The organism is Hyalangium ruber (genome assembly GCF_034259325.1).
Classification (GTDB): domain Bacteria; phylum Myxococcota; class Myxococcia; order Myxococcales; family Myxococcaceae; genus Hyalangium_A; species Hyalangium_A rubrum.
The window spans coordinates 584520-602757 of sequence record NZ_JAXIVS010000005.1 but is presented as its reverse complement, the minus strand read 5'-3'; the positions used below and the strand labels follow the sequence as shown (position 1 = coordinate 602757).

The window sequence follows — 18238 nt, the reverse complement described above, 5'->3', positions numbered from 1 at the left end:
ATGGTTGGGCGGTTGCCCAGATGGCTTTGGCTTCCTAGCTTCGAGCCCGTGATGGGCGCGGTATAAGCCCTGCGGGGATGGGGCGCCGGGGTGTTCTGGCGCGGGAAAAGGTGAGAGGCGGCACACATGGCTTACAAGATGAACATGTCTCCCAAGGAGGAGCGGGCGTCACAGCGGCTGTTCGGCACGGATGGCGTGCGCGGAGAGGCGAACGTCTATCCGATGACAGCCGAGGTGGCGATGCAGCTCGGGCGGGCGCTCGCGTTCCTCATTCGGAACGGGCCGCACCAGCACCGGGTCATCATCGGCAAGGACACGCGGCTGTCCGGCTACATGATCGAACAGGCGCTCGCGGCGGGCATCACCTCGATGGGCGTGGATGTGTGGCTCACCGGGCCGCTGCCCACGCCGGGCATCTCGAACCTCACCACGTCCATGCGGGCGGATGCGGGCGCGGTCATCTCGGCGTCCCACAACCCGTACCAGGACAACGGCATCAAGTTCTTCTGGCGCGACGGCTTCAAGCTGCCGGATGAGACCGAGGCGAGGATCGAGGAGCTGCTGTCCTCGGGCACCATGGACACCATCCGGCCCACGGCGGACAAGATCGGCCGCGCGTTCCGGTTGGATGACGCGCGGGGCCGCTACATCGTCTTCCTCAAGGCCACCTTCCCGCGCGAGCTGACGCTGGAGGGGATGACCATCGTCGTCGACTGCGCCAACGGCGCGGCCTACAAGACGGCACCCGCGGTGCTCGAGGAGCTGGGCGCCAAGGTCATTCCGCTGGGCGTGGCGCCGGACGGCAAGAACATCAACGACAAGTGCGGCGCGCTGCACCCCGAGGGGCTGGCGCGCGCGGTGTTGGAGCACGGCGCCCACCTGGGCCTGGCGCTCGACGGCGACGCGGATCGCCTCATCGTCGTGGATGAGAAGGGCAAGGTCGTCGACGGCGACGCCATCATGGCCATCTGCACGGGCGAGCTGGTGGCGCGCCAGGAGCTGAAGAAGAACACGCTGGTCGCCACGGTGATGAGCAACATCGGCCTGGAGCGCGCGGTGTCGCGCTTCGGCGTCAAGGTGGCCCGCACGCGCGTGGGTGACCGCTACGTCGTCGAGGAGATGCGCAAGCACGGCTACAACCTCGGCGGCGAGCAGAGCGGACACCTGCTCTTCCTGGACCACTCCACCACGGGTGACGGGACGCTGGCGGCGCTGCAGCTCCTGGCGGTGATGTGCCGCCAGGGCAAGCCGCTGAGCGAGCTGGCGTCGATCTTCGAGCCGGTGCCCCAGACGCTCCTCAACGTGGTGGTGAAGCAGAAGCGCGAGCTGGGCGAGTTGCCCGAGGTGATGAAGGTCATCCACAGCGTGGAGCAGCGGCTGGGCAGCGACGGCCGGGTGCTCGTGCGCTTCTCGGGCACCGAGCCGAAGGTGCGCATCCTCATCGAGGGTGAGAACGCGGCGCGCAACGAGGCCTACGCGAAGGAGATCGCCGAGGCGCTCTCCCACGCGTTGAGCTGAGGGGCGGCTCAGGGGGTGCTGGTGGGGTCCGCCGGATTGCTGCCGGCGGCCCGCTCGTCCCCATCCAGGAAGCCATCGAGGTCGCGATCGATGCCGATGCGCTCACCCGAGCCCAGGGGAACGCAGGTATAGGTCAGCACCCCTCCGCTGGCGATGACGAGCGTGCGCAGGACCGCGTCATGGAGCGGGGCCTGCGCCTGCCGGTCGCCCGCGAACTTCCCGCCACCTTGGTAGAGGTAGCCCACCTCGAGCAGGGCGATCCGGCCCTTGGCCACCAGCTCGCACTCGCCGGCGTCCGCGCGAGCCTTCAGCAGGCTGATGCGGGGGGCCACGACGAGGTGGTTGGCGGCGGTGAGCGTCACCTGCTGGCCGACGATCGGCGCCAGGTTGCTGTCGAAGGCCAGCATGAACTCCTCCATGTCCCGCTTGCCCTTGGCGCTCTGAGGCGTGTTCGGCAGTCCGTCCGGATTCAACGCGTTCTGGTCGAAGCCGCTGCTGAAGCGGAACAGGTCCGGAATGGTCCCGTCGTGGTTGAAGCCGAGGCCGCGGACCTGATCGCCCATGAAGGGGTCCTCGCCGAGGAAGCCGAAGGCGAAGCCGGCGCCGAACATGCCGACCTTCTGGTACATGTTGCGCAGGTGCGGGACCTTGAAGAACTGCGGCCCCGGATCGAATGACGTGCGGCCGTCGGCGCCGAAGAAGCCGGCGGCGGGGCCCTCTCCGGGGTTGGCGGTGGGATCGAGCCGGTGACAGGTCTCGCACGTGCCCTGCGGTGCGAGCGTCACGTTGAAGAAGAAGTCCCGCCCCGCCTGCTGGCTCGGTGTGAGGGAGTTGTCGAGGTTGCGCACCGGGTTGGGCGGGTAGGCGACCTGCAGGATGAAGTCGGTGAACTTCTGCATCTCCGCGGGGGTGAGCTGCGCGCTGCGCCCGAGCAGATCCATGAACGCCGGGTTGAACTTCTTGAAGGCCGCGGCCTCGTCGAAGGAGCCCTCGTTCGGCTGTGCGTTGGGCTCCTCCTGACCGCCGGTGCGGTCGGCGCGCCAGTGCATCGGCCCGTGGTTGGCCATGCCGCGCAGGCTCTGGGTCGACATGGGACCCTTCATCGGGTGGAAGTCGGGATTGAAGCCAAACGTGGGATCGGTGCCGCGTCCGGGCAGGGGAGGGACCATGGGGCTCGGGTTGTCCGCCACGGTTCCGTCCGGGTTGCCGAGATCCCAGGCCAGGCTGTCGAAGTCGCCAAAGATGTGGCAGCTCGCGCAGGACGAGTCACCGTGGCTCGAGCTGTGGCGCGCGTCGTAGAGGAAGCGGCGGCCCTCCACCACGCTGGGCGGCTCGGGGTTGTACATCCGCAGGTGGGCGATCTCCTGGCGGGTGACGGTGTTGACGATGGAGATCGCGTTGTCGAAGCGCGTCAGCACGTACATGCGCCCGCGCGCCTCATCCAACACCATGCCGGTGGGGCCACCGCCGCTCAGCGGAATCTGGTTCGTCGTGCTGGGCACGAAGGTGTTGGCCTCGAGCGCGGCGGTGGCGTACACGCCGACCTTCGAGGAACCGAACGCGGCCACATAGAGCGTGGCGCCGTTGGAGCTCACCGCCATGCCGAGCGGCTGCGCCAGGCTCTTCTCATTCTCGGCGTTGGGCAGCGGGGCACAGCAGGCGTTGTAGTTGATGTGCTTGTTGAGGTGCCGGGGCGCGACGGCCGAGCCGCTCAGCACGGTGATGCGGCTCTCATGCAGGTGCCCCCGGAGGCTGGTGCCGGCGAAGGTGCCAGGCCCCTCGAAGCGCAGGTCATTCCGGGCCTCCGTGTTGCTGACGTACACCTTCCCGTTCACCGGGTTGACGGCCATGTTGAACAGGATGGTGCCCACGCCGGAGTAGGAGCCGGAGGCGCCCGCCACCTGCTTCGGCGGAGACGCCATCGCATCGATGACGAACACGTCCTTGTCCGGCAGCGAGAAGCGCACCTCGTCGTTCCACGAGCGGTTGAGCACGTCCACCCAGTTCTGGCCATCGAACTTGACGATGAGCCCCACCTCGGGCGCGGGTATGCCTTGGAAGTTGGTGTTCGGGCCGGGCACGCCGCCCTTGGCCTCGCCCCCATCGGGCACCTGGAACTCGTGAAGCACCGTGGTGCGGTTGCCGGAGTGGAACGCAGCCGCGTAGACGCGCGAGCCATCCGGTGTCACCGCGAGCGCGCGCGGGGTGTCGCTGAAGAGGGTGAGGATGTTGACCGGAATGCCGCCCAGCGAGGCACCCAGGTTCTCGGCGTCGAAGACCCAGACATCGGCCCGGCCAACTCCCGGCGTGGTGAGCTTCGGATCGAAGGGGACGTTCTGGCCACGGTGGGCGGCGGTGATGAAGGCGCGCCGCCTGCCGGGGCCGGCGAAGACGATGTCGCGCGGCTCATCGCCCACGAGCAGGGTCCGCACCACGGTGCCGTGATAGCCCCCCAGCCCGAGCTTCACGATGCTCACGCTGTCGGAGAGGTGATTGACGACCCAGACCTCGTCATCGCCGCGCGCCGCGACCGCGACGGGCTCGAGGCCCACGGGCACCGAGGCGCGGTGGACGAGCCCGCTGCTCTCGACGTGGAAGATCTCGAGGCGATTGTCTGGCGTGTTGACGGCGAAGAGGAACTTGCCATTCGGAGAGAGGGCCAGGGGCCTGACTTGACCACTCTCGAAGACGGTAAAGGACGGCGCGGCGGAAGCCTCGCTGTCTGTGGAAAGCAACGCGAACAAAAGCGCGGCAAAGACAGCTCTCGCAAAGCCTTGCATGATTGTCCCCCATCCCGAGTTTCGGACCTCGTGCTCGCCACCGAGGTGGAGCAACGAGGAGAGGGAATCGTCTGATTACTCAGCACGTGCTGTAAAGAGGGGACACCGTGGGGTGATTTTCACCTGCGAGGGTGCAAGCTGACACCTCGCCCACGGTGTTCTCGTTTCTCAAGAGCTGGCGCGCGGCAGGATGAGCTGGAATTTCGCTCCCAACCCTGGCCCTTCGCTGTGGGCTTCGATTCGGCCTCCGAGCGATTGGGCGCTCAATGCGGCGCTGTGCAAGCCAAAGCCATGACCCTTGGCCCGCATGGTGAAACCAAACGAGAACAGCCGGCTCTTGACACCCTCATCGAAGCCGATGCCGTTGTCGCTCACCGTCACCGTCGTCTGGGTGGCGTCCTGGTGAACCGAGATCGTGATGCGCGGCTTGTTGCCACTCTGCGCCTCGAGCACCGCGTTCTTCGCGTTGGTGATGAGGTTCACCAGGATCTGGACGATCACGTGCCGCTCGTACAACTCCGGCTGCTCGTCTCCGTATTCGCGCTGGATGATGTTGTCGAAGTGGCCCCCGATGGCGCAGAGGCGGAGCGCGTCCTCGACGAGCTCGTGCAGGCACAGCCGCTCGCGCAGGGTGATTCGGGTGCGCGCATACTGTTGCTGGGTGCCGATGACGCCATGCACGTGCTCGACCAGCTCGGACAGGTTGTCGGTCTCCTTGAGGAGCAGCTCGCCCTCGGCCTGGAACTTGCGATGGAGCTCGTTCAGGAACCGGGGGGCGTGGACTCCCCGCTCATCCTCGGTGAGGAACTTCGCCAGCTCCGCGCTGGGGCGAGAGAGCAGCGTGGCGAGCCTGCCCAGGCTGGCGATGGGCAGCGCTTGCACGTGCTCTCGCAGCCACGTGCTGCTGACGGAGATGCTGTTGAGCGCGTTGCCGAGGTTGTGGAGGATGCTGCTGGCGATCTCGAACATGCCCGCATGGCGGGCCCGGTCCACGAGCTGGAGCTGCGCGACGTGGAGCTGCTCGGTGCGCTCGTTGACGCGGCGCTCGAGCTCTTCATTGGCCTGCTGGAGCGCGATCTCCGCTCGCTTGCGGTCGGTGATGTCCGTGGAGATGCCGCAGATCGCGTAGACCCGCTGGTTCTCCGTTCGCATAGGGAACTTCAGGGCGAGGAAGGTCCGTACCTCGTCCCCCTGCTGCACGTCCTCTTCGAACTCGAGCGTGGTGCCGCTCTCGGCCACGCGGCGGTCGTTCTCCTGGAGCCTGCGGGCATGCTCGGCCGGGAAGACGTCCGCGTCTCGCTTGCCCAGCAGGTCCTCGCGAGAGAGGCCACTGCGCTTCTCGAAGGGCGAGTTGATCAGGAGGTAGCGGCCTTCGAGGTCCTTCACGAAGATCACCGCGGGCGAGTTGTCGATGATGTCCTGGATCTGGCGCTGGGCGGATTCGATCGCTCCGCGGGAGGACTCCAGCGCGCGGTTCTGCTCCGCCATGTGATGGTAGAGCTGGGCATTGTCCAGGGCGACCGCGGCCTGGGCGGCGAGGATCTCGACGACACCCTGCCGGGCCTCGCTGAACGCCTGGGTAGCCAGCGAGTTCTCGAGGTAGAGCAGCCCATGGTGGCGCTCCCGGTAGACCAGGGGGATGCACAGCACGGAGCGCAGGCCCCGGGCGCGCACCACCGCATCCACCGAATAGGGAGGCTGGGTGCTGGCGTCGTCCAGCACCACGGGCTTGAGCGTGCGACGGACATAGTGGAGCACGCTCATGGGCAGGTCGGCGGCCGTGCGGCTCTCGTTCTCCGTCTGGCAGCGGATGAGCCAGCCCTGGCGCTCATCGAAGTCCACCAGCGCGCCGTACTGGGCGCCCACGTTCTCGCGGATGATGCGCAGCACCGTGTGCATCAGGTCCGACAGGACGATCTCGCTCGAGATGGCGCGAGCGGATCGGATGATGGACAGCACATCCAGCGAGGAGCTCTGGGCGGTCGAGGACTGGCTGGACTCCGGCACCGTGCTCGCGCGCTGCAGGGGCGCCATCAGCTCGAGCTGCGCATGGCGCTTCATCAGCGCCGCGAGCTTCGCCGTGGAGCCCCAGGACTCATAGAGGCGCCGGGCGCGCCGCAGGTGCATGAGCGCGTACTCCGGGTTGTCCTGGGCCTGCCAGAAGAGGCTGGCGCGCTCGTTGGCCACCGCTTCCTCCCGAACGAAGCCCTGGAGGTGGGCGCCACGGATGGCCGCCTGGTAGAGCTCGACGGCGCGCCACCGGTCGCCTCGAACGCGGGCGAGCTCCGCGTCCACCAGCTCGTAGCGGTGCTGCTGGTTCATGGGCGCGTGCTGGGCCCACATGCGCAGCCGCTGCTGGTTGAGCTCCACCCGCTCCAGGGTGGCGGCGCGCTCCTGCGCGTCCATCTCCTCCACCAGCGCCAGCCGCGTCAGGGAGTCATAGAGGTTGACCAGCGGCGGAATCACCGTGGCGGCGGGCCCCATGATGCAGGTGTCGAGCACCTTCGCATCCTCGAGGCCCCGCTTGTACTGCCCGAAGAGATAGGCGTGGATGAGCCGGTTGCAGTAGAGCATCGACAACGCCACGAGGTTGTTGTCGGCGCGATAGCCTTCCACCGCGATGCGCTCGTCATACACCTCGCCCACGATCTCCCAGGGGCGCTCGGCCTCCCCGCTGAGCAGGAGCGTGCTCTGGAGGGAGATCCGGGTGAGCTCCGCCGTGCGCGGTTGCTGGAGCCGGGCGATGCTGGCCAGATGCTCCTCGAGCATGGCCTTCATCGCGGGCAGCGGTCGCCCCGAGGCGAGGGCCGCCATGCCCTGGGCGATGAGACACCAGGCGGCCTGCTCGGGATCGCCGTTCTCCAGGGACAGGGTGTACGTCTCCCGGAGGGGGCGGAGGATCTCGTGGATGGGGTGCTTCCAGTGCCACAGGAAGTTGTAGACCACGAACATCGTCCGGAAGCGGGTCCGCTTGGTGTCGAACCGGCGACTCACCTCGTTGGCGATCAGCGCCCAGCGGTACGCCTCGTCGATGTCATCCGCCGCGGCACACCGGATCAGTCCGTAGTTGGCGTAGAAGACGGCGGAGTAGGCGGTGTTGCCTTGGCGCACCATGCGCTGGATCAGCTCGAGGATGACGAACGGGTAGAGCGCGGGCGCGGCGTTCCACAGCGTGGAGACGCTGTTGCTCGCCACCCACAGCGCCGCCTGGAGCCTGGCATCGCTCATGGGGGGCAGCGCGGCGATCTCCTCCGCGCCCCTGTCTCCCAGCAGGGCCCGGTTGGCCGCGAAGGCGGCATCCAGGTCCTCCGGCGTGGGGTTGGCGGGCGGTGAGATGCCCAACTGGGAGAGCACCAGGAGGCTCAAGGACACCGTGTCGGTGAGGCGGCTCTGGGCCTGGAGGGCCTGGAGCCGGGTCACCTGCACTGGAATCACATCGAGCAGCTCGCGGGCGTGGGCGAGCACCTCCTGCGCATGCTGCTCCATGCGCTCGAACGCGCCGCTCAGATAGGCCGCCTCGACCAGCTCCGAGTGGAGCTCCAGGGTCAGCGCATAGTCCTGCTCCCAGCGCTCGTTCGGCAGGAGTGTCAGGCCGTTGTGCAGGTACTGCAGCGCCGTGCCGTGGGCGTTGGCCGCCTTCGCCTTCGTCCCCGCGCGCAGGTTGATGCCCGCCAGGCGATGGCGCTCCGCCGGGTCGGTCAGCAGAGGGAGTCCATGGGTGTACTGGTCGGCCACCTCGAAGAGGCGCCGCTCCAGCACGTCGCTCGGGAGCGCGGCGAGCAGGCGCCGGCCTATTTCCAGGTGCAGGAGCTGCCGCTGCTGCTCCGGGATGCCGGCGTAGACGGCCTGGTGAACCCGGTCGTGCTGAAAGGAGAAGCTACACTGCGCCAGCTCGGCCGCGTCGGGCTGCTCGGTCCGCACCACCTTGTAGGCCTGCTCGCTGGGGATGATGAGCTCCTCGTCGATCGCCGGCCAGAGCTCGCGCAGCAGTCCGCGCATCACCTCGAGCTGCTCCGCGCTCCCGTCGGGAGGCGTTTTGGCGCCAGCCACGCGTGCGTTGGCCACGAGCGCCAGGGTCTTCAGCTCGAACGTCCCTCCGAGGCAGGCCGCCACCTCCAGCACTTCTCGCGCACGAGGGGGGAGCTTCTCGAGCCGTTTCTCGAGGAACTCGACGACGTTGTCGGTGGCCGAGCGCCCCCGGATCGCGGTGATGTCCCAGCTCCACTGCTCGTTCCGGGAGAGGGTGGGGCGGCGCACCAGCAGCTCCGCCTCGTGGAGCGAGTGCAGGAACTGGTGGACGAAGAACGCATTGCCCCGGGTCTTGGCGTAGACGAGGTTCGCCAGCTCCTGGACCCGCTCGCGCCCGCTCTTCAGCGTATCCGCCACCAGCGTGGTGACGTCGTCCACCGTCAGGTTGCCCAGCCTCAACGTCGAGATCATCACCCCCGCCACGAGCGTGTCCTCGATCAACTGGAGGAGCGGGTGGCCTTTCCGCACTTCGTTGTCGCGGTAGGCCCCGATGAGCAGGAGGTTCTTGATTCCGGAGCCGACCAGCAGGGTCTCCAGCAGCTTCAGCGAGGCCCCATCCGCCCACTGCAGATCATCGATGAAGAGCACCAGCGGATGCTCCGGGTGGCACACCGCGCTCAGGAGTTGCTGGAAGGTGAGCTGGAAGCGGTTCTGGCGCGCCAGGGGATCCAGCTCCGAGAGCGCCGGCTGGGGACCAATGACGGCCTCCAGGCTGGGGACGAGCTCGATGATGACCTGGCCGTTCTCGCCCACGGCCCGGAGGATCCGCTTGCGCCAGCCCGCCAGCGCCTCCTCGCTCTCGGTGAGCAGGTAGTGGCAGAACGCGTCGAAGGCGCGCGCGAAGGCGGAGTAGGGCACGGCGCTGCCCTGGTACGGATCGAACTTCCCCGCCAGGAAGAGCCCGCGCCGCTGGGTGATGGGCTTGTGCAGCTCGCGCACGAGGGATGACTTGCCCACGCCCGACTCGCCCATGACCAGGAGCAGCTCGGCCTTCCCTGTGCCTGCTCCGGGTACGTTCCCCTCGCACACACGGGAGAACGCCGCGAGCAGTTGCTCGGCCTCGTTCTCGCGGCCGTAGAGGTTCTGGGGAAGCTGCAGGCCCAGGGGCTGCTCATCCAGGCCGGGCTCGAAGGGCGCGATCCAGCCCGACTGGTCGAGCTGCTCCAGGCAGCGGGTCAGGTCGGCTTGCAGTCCCTCGAGGGACTGGTAGCGGCTCTCGGCATCCTTGGCCAGCAGCTTCATGACCACGGCGGAGACGGCCTTGGGCACCGTCGCGCTTCGCACGTGGGGCGGCTCGGGCGGCTGGGCCAGGTGGCAGTAGATCAGCGCCAGCGGATCCGTGGCGGTGAACGGCACGGTCCCCGTCAGCAGCTCGTAGAGGCAGATCCCCAGCGAGTACAGATCGGCGCGGTAGTCCACGGAGCGGTTCATGCGCCCCGTCTGCTCCGGGGCGATGTAGGGCAGCGTGCCCTCCACCATGGTTGGGTTCTTGAACGAGGGCGTCTCCCGGCTGAGCGTCGCCGCGATGCCGAAGTCGATCAGCCGCAGCTCGACCTCAGCGGCGCCCGCGCCCCCACGCTCGATGACGAGGATGTTGCTGGGGTTCAGGTCCTTGTGGATGACCCGCTGGGCATGGACCTGCTGGAGCTGGGCCACGAGCCTTCCGCCGAGCACCAGGGCGTCGCGCACCCCCAGGGCCATGCCCTTCATCCAGGCGCGCAGGGACGTGCCTCCCACGTCCTCGAGCACCAGCACGGGCTGGTCCGCGTTGGAGAGCAGCTCCAGCGCGTGGATGGCACCCCGCCCATTCAGGAACCGGAGCACCTCGAGCTCATGGCGCAGGCGCACGAGGACGCGCTCCGCCGCGATGGCCATGTTCATCATCTTCAGGACGACGGGGCGCCCGTCCCTGACCCGCGTGGCGCGGTACAGCACCGACCGGCGTCCCTCGTGGAGGAGCTCGCCCAGCGAAAATCCTGGAACCTGAGACATCGTGCGCTGCCTCCCCATGCTCAACGAGCCGTGAGAGTTATAACTGAGTGCGGCTGCGAGGATGAGTTGACATCCGCGCGCCAGCCACCAATAGAAGGGCCGGCGCGCCCCCTGCGCGCACGAGGAGTGGGCCATGGGACAGCGACTGGGTGTGAATGTGGATCATGTGGCGACGCTGCGGCAGGCGCGGCGCACCACGTATCCGGATCCGGTGACGGCCGCGGCGCTGGCCGAGCTGGCCGGCGCGCAGCAGATCACCATCCACCTGCGAGAGGACCGGCGCCACATCCAGGACCGCGACCTGCGCATCCTCCGGGAGACGTGCCAGACGCTGCTCAACCTGGAGATGGCCGCCACCGCGGAGATGGTGAAGATCGCCTACGAGTACAAGCCGGACGTGGTGACGCTGGTGCCCGAGCGGCGCGAGGAGCTCACCACCGAGGGCGGGCTGGATGTCGCCGGTCAGCGCGAGTCGGTGGCGAAGATCATCAAGAACCTCAAGGACGGGGAGATCACCGTCTCGCTGTTCATCGATCCGGACCTGGACCAGGTGCGCGCGGCGCACAAGGTGGACGCCGACCGCATCGAGATCCACACCGGGCGCTACTGCGAGGCGCGCAACGAGCGCGAGCGGGGGCGGGAGCTGAGCCGCATCCTCGACGCTTCCAAGGCCGCCGCGAAGCTGGGCATGAGCGTGGCCGCCGGACACGGGCTCAACTACGACAACGTGCAGCCGGTCGCGCGTATCAAGGAGATCGACGAGCTGAACATCGGGCACGCCATCGTGGGACGGGCGGTGCTGGTGGGCTTCGAGCGCGCGGTGCGTGAGATGTTGGAGTTGATGCGCAACCCGGGGTAGGGCGATGGCGATCGTCGGCCTGGGGATGGATATCTGCTCGGTGGAGCGCATCCAGCGCATCCTCCAGGGCCCGCGCGCCCAGCGCTTCCTGGAGCGCGTGTATACGGACGCCGAGCGGGCCCTGTGCGGGGCTCGGGCCGACTCGGCCAGCGCCTATGCCGCGCGCTTCGCCGCCAAGGAGGCCCTGGTGAAGGCGCTCGGGGCACCGCCGGGCATCCGCTGGCGGGACATGGAGGTGGTGCGCGGCGCCGGCATGCCTCGGTTCGTGGTGAGCGGCGTGGCCCGAGAGGTGATGGAGCAGCGGCGGGTGGACGCGCTGCTGACGATGACCCATGACGCGGGGGTGGCCGCGGCCACCGTCATCCTGCAGGAGCGAGCCTAGCGATGCAGAGCGTCCTCACCGCCGCACAGATGCGCGAGGCCGAGCAGGCCGCCGAGGCCCAGCATGGAATGCCCTCGGCGCTGCTCATGGAGAACGCGGGCCGGGCGTTGGCGGAGGCGGCTCGGAGCGTGGCGGGCCCGGGTGGGCGCTTCTCCGTGGTCTGCGGGCCGGGCAACAACGGTGGGGATGGGCTGGTGGCCGCGCGTTTTCTCCGAGAGGGTGGGGCGCGCGTGGACGTGGCGCTGGTGGGCGACCGGGCGAAGATGACGGCCGAGGCGAAGCGCAACCTGCGAGCGCTCGAGGCCGATGGCTTCACCGCGCAGGGCTTGGAGGCGCTGCCGACGCTGGGGAGAGGGGACGTGGTGGTGGATGCCCTCTTCGGCACGGGGCTCAGCCGGGCGCCCGCCGGGGAGTTCGCGGATGCCATCCATCGCATCGACGGGTGGCGGGCGGCGGGGGCGAAGGTGGTGGCCGCCGATGTCCCTTCCGGGCTTCAGAGTGATACCGGTGAGGCCTTCACGCCGTGTGTGGAGGCAGACGTCACCGTCTCCTTTGGGCTGCTGAAGCGGGGACAGGTGCTGGAGCCGGGCGCCTCTCGCTGTGGCGAGCTGCGGCGCGTGGACATCGGTCTTTCTCCCGCGACGTTGCATGCCCTCACCGGGCTGGTGCCGAGGCTCGTGGAGGAGGCGGACGCCCGTGGCGTGCTACCCCCTCGTCGTGCGGATTCCCACAAGGGGACGTACGGGCACGTGCTGGTGGTGGCGGGCAGCCGGGGCAAGACGGGCGCCGCGGCCATGGCGGCCCGTTCGGCTCTGCGCTCGGGGGCGGGGCTCGTCTCCGTGGCCACCCGCGCGGAGGTGGTCGACACCGTCCTGTCCTTCGCGCCCGAGCTGATGGGGATTCCGCTGGAGGCCTCGGGGCCCCTGGGCCTCGCGGACCTGGAGCCCCTGCTGGCCGCGGCCGAGGGCAAGGATGCGCTGGTCATCGGCCCGGGCATCCCCCGAGGGCCGGAGACGGGCAAGCTCATCGCCGAACTGCTCGCGCGCGTGGAGGCGCCCGTGGTGCTCGATGCGGACGCGCTCAACGCCGTGGCCACGGACCTGAGCGCCTTGCGTGGCGCGAAGCGGCAAGTCGTGCTCACGCCGCACCCGGGCGAGATGGCCCGGCTCACGGGGCGCTCCACCAAAGAGGTCCAGGCCCACCGCCTGGAGTTGGCCCGGGAGTTCGCGATGGAGCACGGGGTGACGCTCGTCCTCAAGGGCACGCGGACCCTCACCGTGAGTGCGGACGGGGACCTCTACATCAACCCCACCGGAAACCCCGGCATGGCCACCGGAGGCACGGGAGATGTGCTCTCGGGCATCTGCGGCGCGTTCCTCGCCCAGGGCTTCCAGGTGCCCGATGCCATCTGGGCGGCGGTCTACGTCCACGGCCTCGCGGGAGACCTCGCGGCGGGCAAGCGCGGGAAGGTGGGGCTCATCGCCACCGATCTCATCAAGGGCCTCTGTGACGTCTGGACGCGGTGGGACCGATGAGCGCGCCGACCCTGACGCGCACCGTGCGCTCGGAGTCTCCCGAGGAGACGCACCGCCTTGGCGTGAGGCTGGGCGAGCTGCTCCAGCCGGGGGACTTCGTCGGGCTCATTGGCGACCTGGGCGCGGGCAAGACGCACCTGGTGCGCGGGGTGGCCCAGGGAGCCCAGGTGCCACGCTCCGAGGTGGCCAGCCCCACCTTCGCCATCGTCTACCCGTACAACGGGCGCATTCCGCTGCACCACGCGGACCTCTACCGCATCGCGGACTATGACGAGCTGTACGCCACCGGCTTCCTCGATCTGCTCGGAGGCGAGAGCGCGGTGCTGGTCGAATGGCTGGACCGGATCCCCGAGGCGGCGCCGCGCGAGTACCTGCGCATCACCCTGCGCCCCTCGGGAGAAGACGCGCGAGAGCTGCACGCCGAGGCCTTTGGACCCAGGCCCGCGGAGCTGCTCACCGCTTGGCTCGCGTGAGCCGGAAGGGCGCTAGCCCACCACCGCGAGATCCGACAGGCGCCAGCGGTGAAGCACGAGCTTGCCGTCCACGCCGATGACCTCCTCCTCGGAGACCTCGTTCCACGCGGTCTGGTTGCCGCACAGCACCTCGCTGGCGATGAGCAGCTGGTTGAGCTGCGTGCCGTGCCGGATCGGCGCCGAAGTCGTGCAGGTCGACGAGCGGCGACCGTCGGAGATGTAGAGCGTGCGGTGCCGCCGCGTGGCCACCATCACCTCGCCATTGGTCACCAGGAAGTTCATCGCCGAGCGATCCTTGCCCGGCTCGTCCGTGAGGGCGGCCACCAGCCCCATCGTCTCCGCCAGCGCGCTGGCCACGTCCTCCAGCCGCACCGAGTCGTCCACGTTCCCGCGCGCCGACAGCCGGGTGAGGAAGATGTGGAAGCAGCGCTCCGAGTCCGTCGTCCCGCGAATGTTCGTGCGCAGATCCGGCCGGATGAGCGCCTCCACCGAGGAGCGATGCCGCTCGAAGTCCTTCAGCGTGCCGTTGTGGACGAAGGACCAGCGGCCCAGCAGGAAGGGGTGCGAGTTGCGCAGCTCGACGGCTCCCACGGAGGCCTGCCGGACGTGCGCGACCACCGTGTGGGAAGACACCAGGCTGCTCACCCGGTGGAAGTCCGGGTCGCTGTGGGCCGGGCCCACCCCGTGCGCGGTGAGGGGGCGCTGCTCGACTCCATACGCGGCGATTCCCCAGCCGTCCTTGTGCTCACGCGACTGGATGACAAGAGAGTTCTTCTCCGTCACCAGGGCGGGATGGACAGCAGCGGGAACTGAGGAACGAAATCCAAACAGGCGGCACATAGCGCTCGAACGACGGAATAATAACGGCCGGCCCCGACGAGAGGCTTTATGTCCTCCCGCCTGGGCTGAACTGTCAAGAAGGAGGGTCCCCCCCTCAAGTACAGTGTGTCACTCCGTCTCGAATGACAACACGGCCTGCTTTCAACACCGTCCGAGCGTGGTTCACTCCGAGGTGGTAGGGCAGGTGCCGGTAGTTTGAACACGAAAAGACAACCAGGTCGGCAATGTCTCCCACCGCCAGCCGACCGTGAGAGGCCAGGCCCAGCGCCAGCGCGGCGCCTCGGGTGGCCGCCCAGTACGCCTCGGCCGCCGTCAGCCCGTTCTCCAGGCAGGCGAGCCCCAGCGCCAGGGGAAGGTTCTCCGTCATCGCCGAACCAGGATTGACGTTGGTGCCCAAAGCGACGTTGACCCCCGCCTCGCGCAGCTTCCGGCCGGGCGCGTAGGGGCGCATGCGCAGGAAGAGGGTGGAGGTAGGCACCAGGACGGCGGTGACGTCCGCTGTGGCCAGCGCACGGATACCCGCCTCGCTCACCTGCTCCAGGTGGTCCACGGTGGCGGCCCCCAGCTCGGCGGCCAGCTCGGCGCCTCCGCCCGAGGTGAGCTGATCTCCGTGCAGGCGCGGCCGCAAGCCCAGCGCCTTCGCGGCGATGAGCAGCCGGCGGGCTTCGTCCGGGGTGAAGGCGCTCTGCTCGACGAAGATGTCGCAGAAGCGCGCCAGGCCCTCCTTCGCCACGGCGGGAAGGATTTCGCGAACGCACAGCTCCACGTACTCCTCGCGGCGGCCCTTGTACTCCTCCGGCACCGCGTGGGCGCACAGCAGCGTGGGCACCAGCTCCACCGGCGAGAGCGTCGAGAGCTGGCGCACCGCGCGCAGCATCTTCAGCTCGTTCTCCACGTCGAGCCCGTAGCCGCTCTTCACCTCCGCCGTCGTGACGCCGTACTCCAGCAGGCGCTGGAGGCGGGGCAGGGCGAGGCGCACCAGCTCCTCCTGGCTCGCCGCGCGCGTGGCGCGCACGGTGCTGAGGATGCCGCCGCCCGCCTGGGCGATCTCGAGATAGGTGGCGCCCTGGCAGCGCAGGTCGAACTCGGTGGAGCGCTCGCCCGCGAAGACCAGGTGCGTGTGCGGATCCACGAAGCCCGGGCCCACCATGCACCCCTGGGCATCCAGCACCTCGGTGCCCGAGTCCACGGCGCCGGGGGGCAGCTCCTCCTCGCGGCCCACCCAGGCCACGCGGCCCCCGCGCACCCCCACGCAGGCACGCGGGCGGGCGGTGAGCGCCTGTTCGGCGGGCTCGCGGTGCGTGCCCTCCAGGGTGAGCACCTCGGAGGTGTTGCGGACGAGCAGCGCCAGCGGCTCCATGCTCAGCGCCCCCACCGCGCCCCGACGATGGGGACGTTCCAGCTCGCCTCGCTCAGCACGTTCGCCCGGCCGAAGCCTCCGGAGAACTCGATCTTGTCCACCTTGCCCAGCGGGATCTGAAACACCAAGGCGCCTCCGTAGTACAGCGCGGTGTTGCTCTCCGCCTCGTTGAAGACCTGATGCACGCCGAAGAAGGGCACCAGTCCCAGGGCGACCCGCGGCTCCGGGCAGAAGTAGAGGGCGCTGGAGGCCTCGGCGCCGAGGATGCTCCCGGGCCCGCCCCGGGTCTCGATGCCGAAGTCCGTGGCCCCCCGCACCACGACCGCGGGGGCGATGCCCAACTGCTCCGTGCCGTACCAGGTCGACAGACCCCCGTACACGCCATAGCCCGGCAGCGGCAGCGGGTAGTAGATCTCTCCATTCACCCCCAGGTGCATGGAGAGCTTCTCGTTGAAGTGCCGGGTGACGGCGAAGTCGTAGGCCATCGACCACTGCCGCGTCGAGAAGCTGGCCTGGTCTCCGCCAAAGGGCACTCCGGAGTTGTCGGAGCCGGTGCGCGCGGCGACCGGGGCCGACAGTCGTGGCCCGCTGCGGATGCCTCCATGGACGGAGCTGCCGCTCGAGGGCCCAGGCCCCAACCGCATCACCATGGGGCTCACGGTGGTGGGCGCGCAGCCGACCAGCCCCGCCAGCGCCGCGGCCGCCGCGAGCGCCAGTCCCTGTCTCGGAGATCGCGTCCGCACGGCGTGCCTCACACGGTGACGCCGGGGATCTTCACCCCGCGCTGGTGGGCCACGTCGATGGCCTCCGAGTAGCCCGCGTCCACGTGCCGCAGCACCCCCATGCCCGGATCCGAGGTGAGCACGCGCTCGATGCGCCGCGCCGCCTCGGGCGTGCCGTCCGCCACGATGACCTGCCCGGCGTGCAGCGAGTAGCCCATGCCCACGCCGCCGCCGTGGTGGAACGAGACCCACGAGGCCCCGTTCACCGCGTTCACCAGCGCGTTGAGGATGGGCCAGTCCGCCACCGCGTCCGAGCCGTCCTTCATGGCCTCCGTCTCGCGGTTGGGCGAGGCCACCGAGCCGCAGTCCAGGTGGTCTCGTCCGATGACGATGGGCGCCTTCACCTCGCCCTTGCGCACCAGCTCGTTGAAGGCCAGCCCTGCCTTGGCGCGCTCGCCGTAGCCCAGCCAGCAGATGCGCGCCGGCAGGCCCTGGAAGGCCACGCGCTGCTGCGCCATCTCGATCCACCGCCGCAGCGACTCCTTCTCCGGGAACAGCTCCAGCACCGCCCGGTCCGTGCGGCGGATGTCCTCGGCGTCTCCCGACAGCGCCACCCAGCGGAAGGGCCCCAGGCCCTCGCAGAACATGGGGCGGATGTACGCTGGCACGAAGCCCGGGAACTCGAAGGCGTTCTCCTTGCCGCCCAGCTGCGCCTGCCCGCGCAGGTTGTTGCCGTAGTCGAACACGTGGCTGCCGGCCGCCTGGAAGTCCAGCATCGCCTGCACGTGGACGGCCATCGTCTCCCGCGCCCGGCGCACGTACTCCTCGGGGTTGCGCTGGCGCAGCTCGGCGGCCGCCTCCAGCGACAGGTCCGCGGGGATGTAGCCGTTGAGCGGATCGTGCGCGCTCGTCTGGTCCGTCACCAGGTCCGGCTTGACGCCGCGCCGGTACAGCTCGCGGAACACCGTGGCCGCGTTGCCGATGACGGCGATGGAGCGGCCCACGCGCTTCTGCTGCGCCTCCTTCACCAGCGCCAGCGCCTCGTCCAGGCTGCCCGCCACGACGTCCAGGTAGCGCGTCTCCACGCGGCGGCGCGCGCGCGTCGGGTCGATCTCCACCCCCAGGAACACGGCGTTGTTCATGGTGGCGGCCAGCGGCTGCGCCCCGCCCATGCCGCCCAGGCCTCCGGAGAGCACCAGCCGCCCGGACAGGTCCGCCGAGCCGAAGTGCATGCGCCCCGCCTGCGCGAACGTCTCGAAGGTGCCCTGGAGGATGCCCTGTGTGCCGATGTAGATCCACGAGCCGGCCGTCATCTGGCCGTACATCATCAGCCCCTTCTTCTCGAGCTCGTGGAAGTGCTCCCACGTGGACCAGCGGCCCACGAGGTTGGAGTTGGCCAGCAGCACGCGCGGGGCGTCCGGGTGGGTGCGCAGGATGCCCACCGGCTTGCCCGACTGCACCAGCAGCGTCTCCTCGTCGGTGAGCGACTGGAGGCTGGCGACGATGCGCTCGAACGAGGGCCAGTCGCGCGCGGCCTTGCCGGTGCCGCCGTAGACGACGAGATCCTCGGGGCGCTCGGCCACGTCGGGATCCAGGTTGTTCATCAGCATCCGGAGCGCGGCTTCCTGGACCCACCCCTTGCAGGTGAGGGTGTTGCCTCGGGGGGCGCGGATGACTCGGGACATGAGCGGAAACTCCGTAAGAGCAGAAGGGGTTGCCTGAGGGCCGGGCAGCCTAACCGAACTCGG

At 69.1% G+C, this 18238-nt stretch carries 11 protein-coding genes; 5 read left to right on the top strand and 6 right to left on the bottom strand.

From position 1 onward, the window contains the following. The first annotated feature begins 126 nt into the window (after positions 1-126). Positions 127-1518: a phosphoglucosamine mutase gene (glmM, locus tag SYV04_RS17965; RefSeq protein WP_321547029.1), complete on the top strand. Its 1392-nt coding sequence runs from the start codon at positions 127-129 to the stop codon at positions 1516-1518. 8 nt (positions 1519-1526) lie between these two features. Here glmM and SYV04_RS17960 read toward each other — a convergent pair whose 3' ends face one another. Both SYV04_RS17960 and SYV04_RS17955 read right to left on the bottom strand, forming a co-directional pair. Next, positions 1527-4298: a YncE family protein gene (locus SYV04_RS17960; protein ID WP_321547028.1), complete on the bottom strand. Its 2772-nt coding sequence runs from the start codon at positions 4296-4298 to the stop codon at positions 1527-1529. A 168-nt stretch (positions 4299-4466) separates the two neighbouring features. Next, a complete protein-coding gene (locus SYV04_RS17955; RefSeq protein WP_321547027.1) occupies positions 4467-10319 on the bottom strand; it encodes an AAA family ATPase in 5853 nt (1950 codons plus the stop codon). A gap of 133 nt (positions 10320-10452) precedes the next feature. On the opposite strand from SYV04_RS17955, the gene SYV04_RS17950 reads away from it, so the two are divergent. From SYV04_RS17950 to tsaE, 4 genes are read left to right on the top strand one after another with little or no spacing between them, the layout of a single operon-like run. After that, a complete protein-coding gene (locus SYV04_RS17950; RefSeq protein ID WP_321547026.1) occupies positions 10453-11178 on the top strand; it encodes a pyridoxine 5'-phosphate synthase in 726 nt (241 codons plus the stop codon). Between the two features lie 4 nt (positions 11179-11182). Next, entirely contained in the window at positions 11183-11560 is a 378-nt protein-coding gene (gene acpS, locus SYV04_RS17945) for a holo-ACP synthase (RefSeq protein ID WP_321547025.1), read from the top strand. Positions 11561-11562: 2 nt separating this feature from the next. Continuing rightward, on the top strand, positions 11563-13095 hold the full coding sequence (locus tag SYV04_RS17940) for an NAD(P)H-hydrate dehydratase (RefSeq protein ID WP_321547024.1): 1533 nt from the start codon (positions 11563-11565) through the stop codon (positions 13093-13095). Next, a complete protein-coding gene (gene tsaE, locus SYV04_RS17935) occupies positions 13092-13568 on the top strand; it encodes a tRNA (adenosine(37)-N6)-threonylcarbamoyltransferase complex ATPase subunit type 1 TsaE (protein ID WP_321547023.1) in 477 nt (158 codons plus the stop codon). The genes SYV04_RS17940 and tsaE overlap by 4 nt, the downstream gene beginning before the upstream one ends. Positions 13569-13580: 12 nt before the next feature. On the opposite strand, the gene SYV04_RS17930 is transcribed toward tsaE, so the two are convergent. The 4 genes from SYV04_RS17930 to hutU form a co-directional block, all read right to left on the bottom strand. Continuing rightward, a complete protein-coding gene (locus SYV04_RS17930; protein WP_321547022.1) occupies positions 13581-14408 on the bottom strand; it encodes a class II glutamine amidotransferase in 828 nt (275 codons plus the stop codon). 94 nt (positions 14409-14502) lie between these two features. After that, a complete protein-coding gene (hutI, locus tag SYV04_RS17925; RefSeq protein ID WP_321547021.1) occupies positions 14503-15768 on the bottom strand; it encodes an imidazolonepropionase in 1266 nt (421 codons plus the stop codon). 2 nt (positions 15769-15770) lie between these two features. Beyond that, positions 15771-16511 (bottom strand): hypothetical protein, encoded by a 741-nt coding sequence (locus SYV04_RS17920; protein WP_321547020.1) that lies wholly within the window; start codon positions 16509-16511, stop codon positions 15771-15773. 8 nt (positions 16512-16519) lie between these two features. Next, a complete protein-coding gene (gene hutU, locus SYV04_RS17915) occupies positions 16520-18175 on the bottom strand; it encodes a urocanate hydratase (protein WP_321547019.1) in 1656 nt (551 codons plus the stop codon). Positions 18176-18238 lie beyond the last annotated feature (63 nt).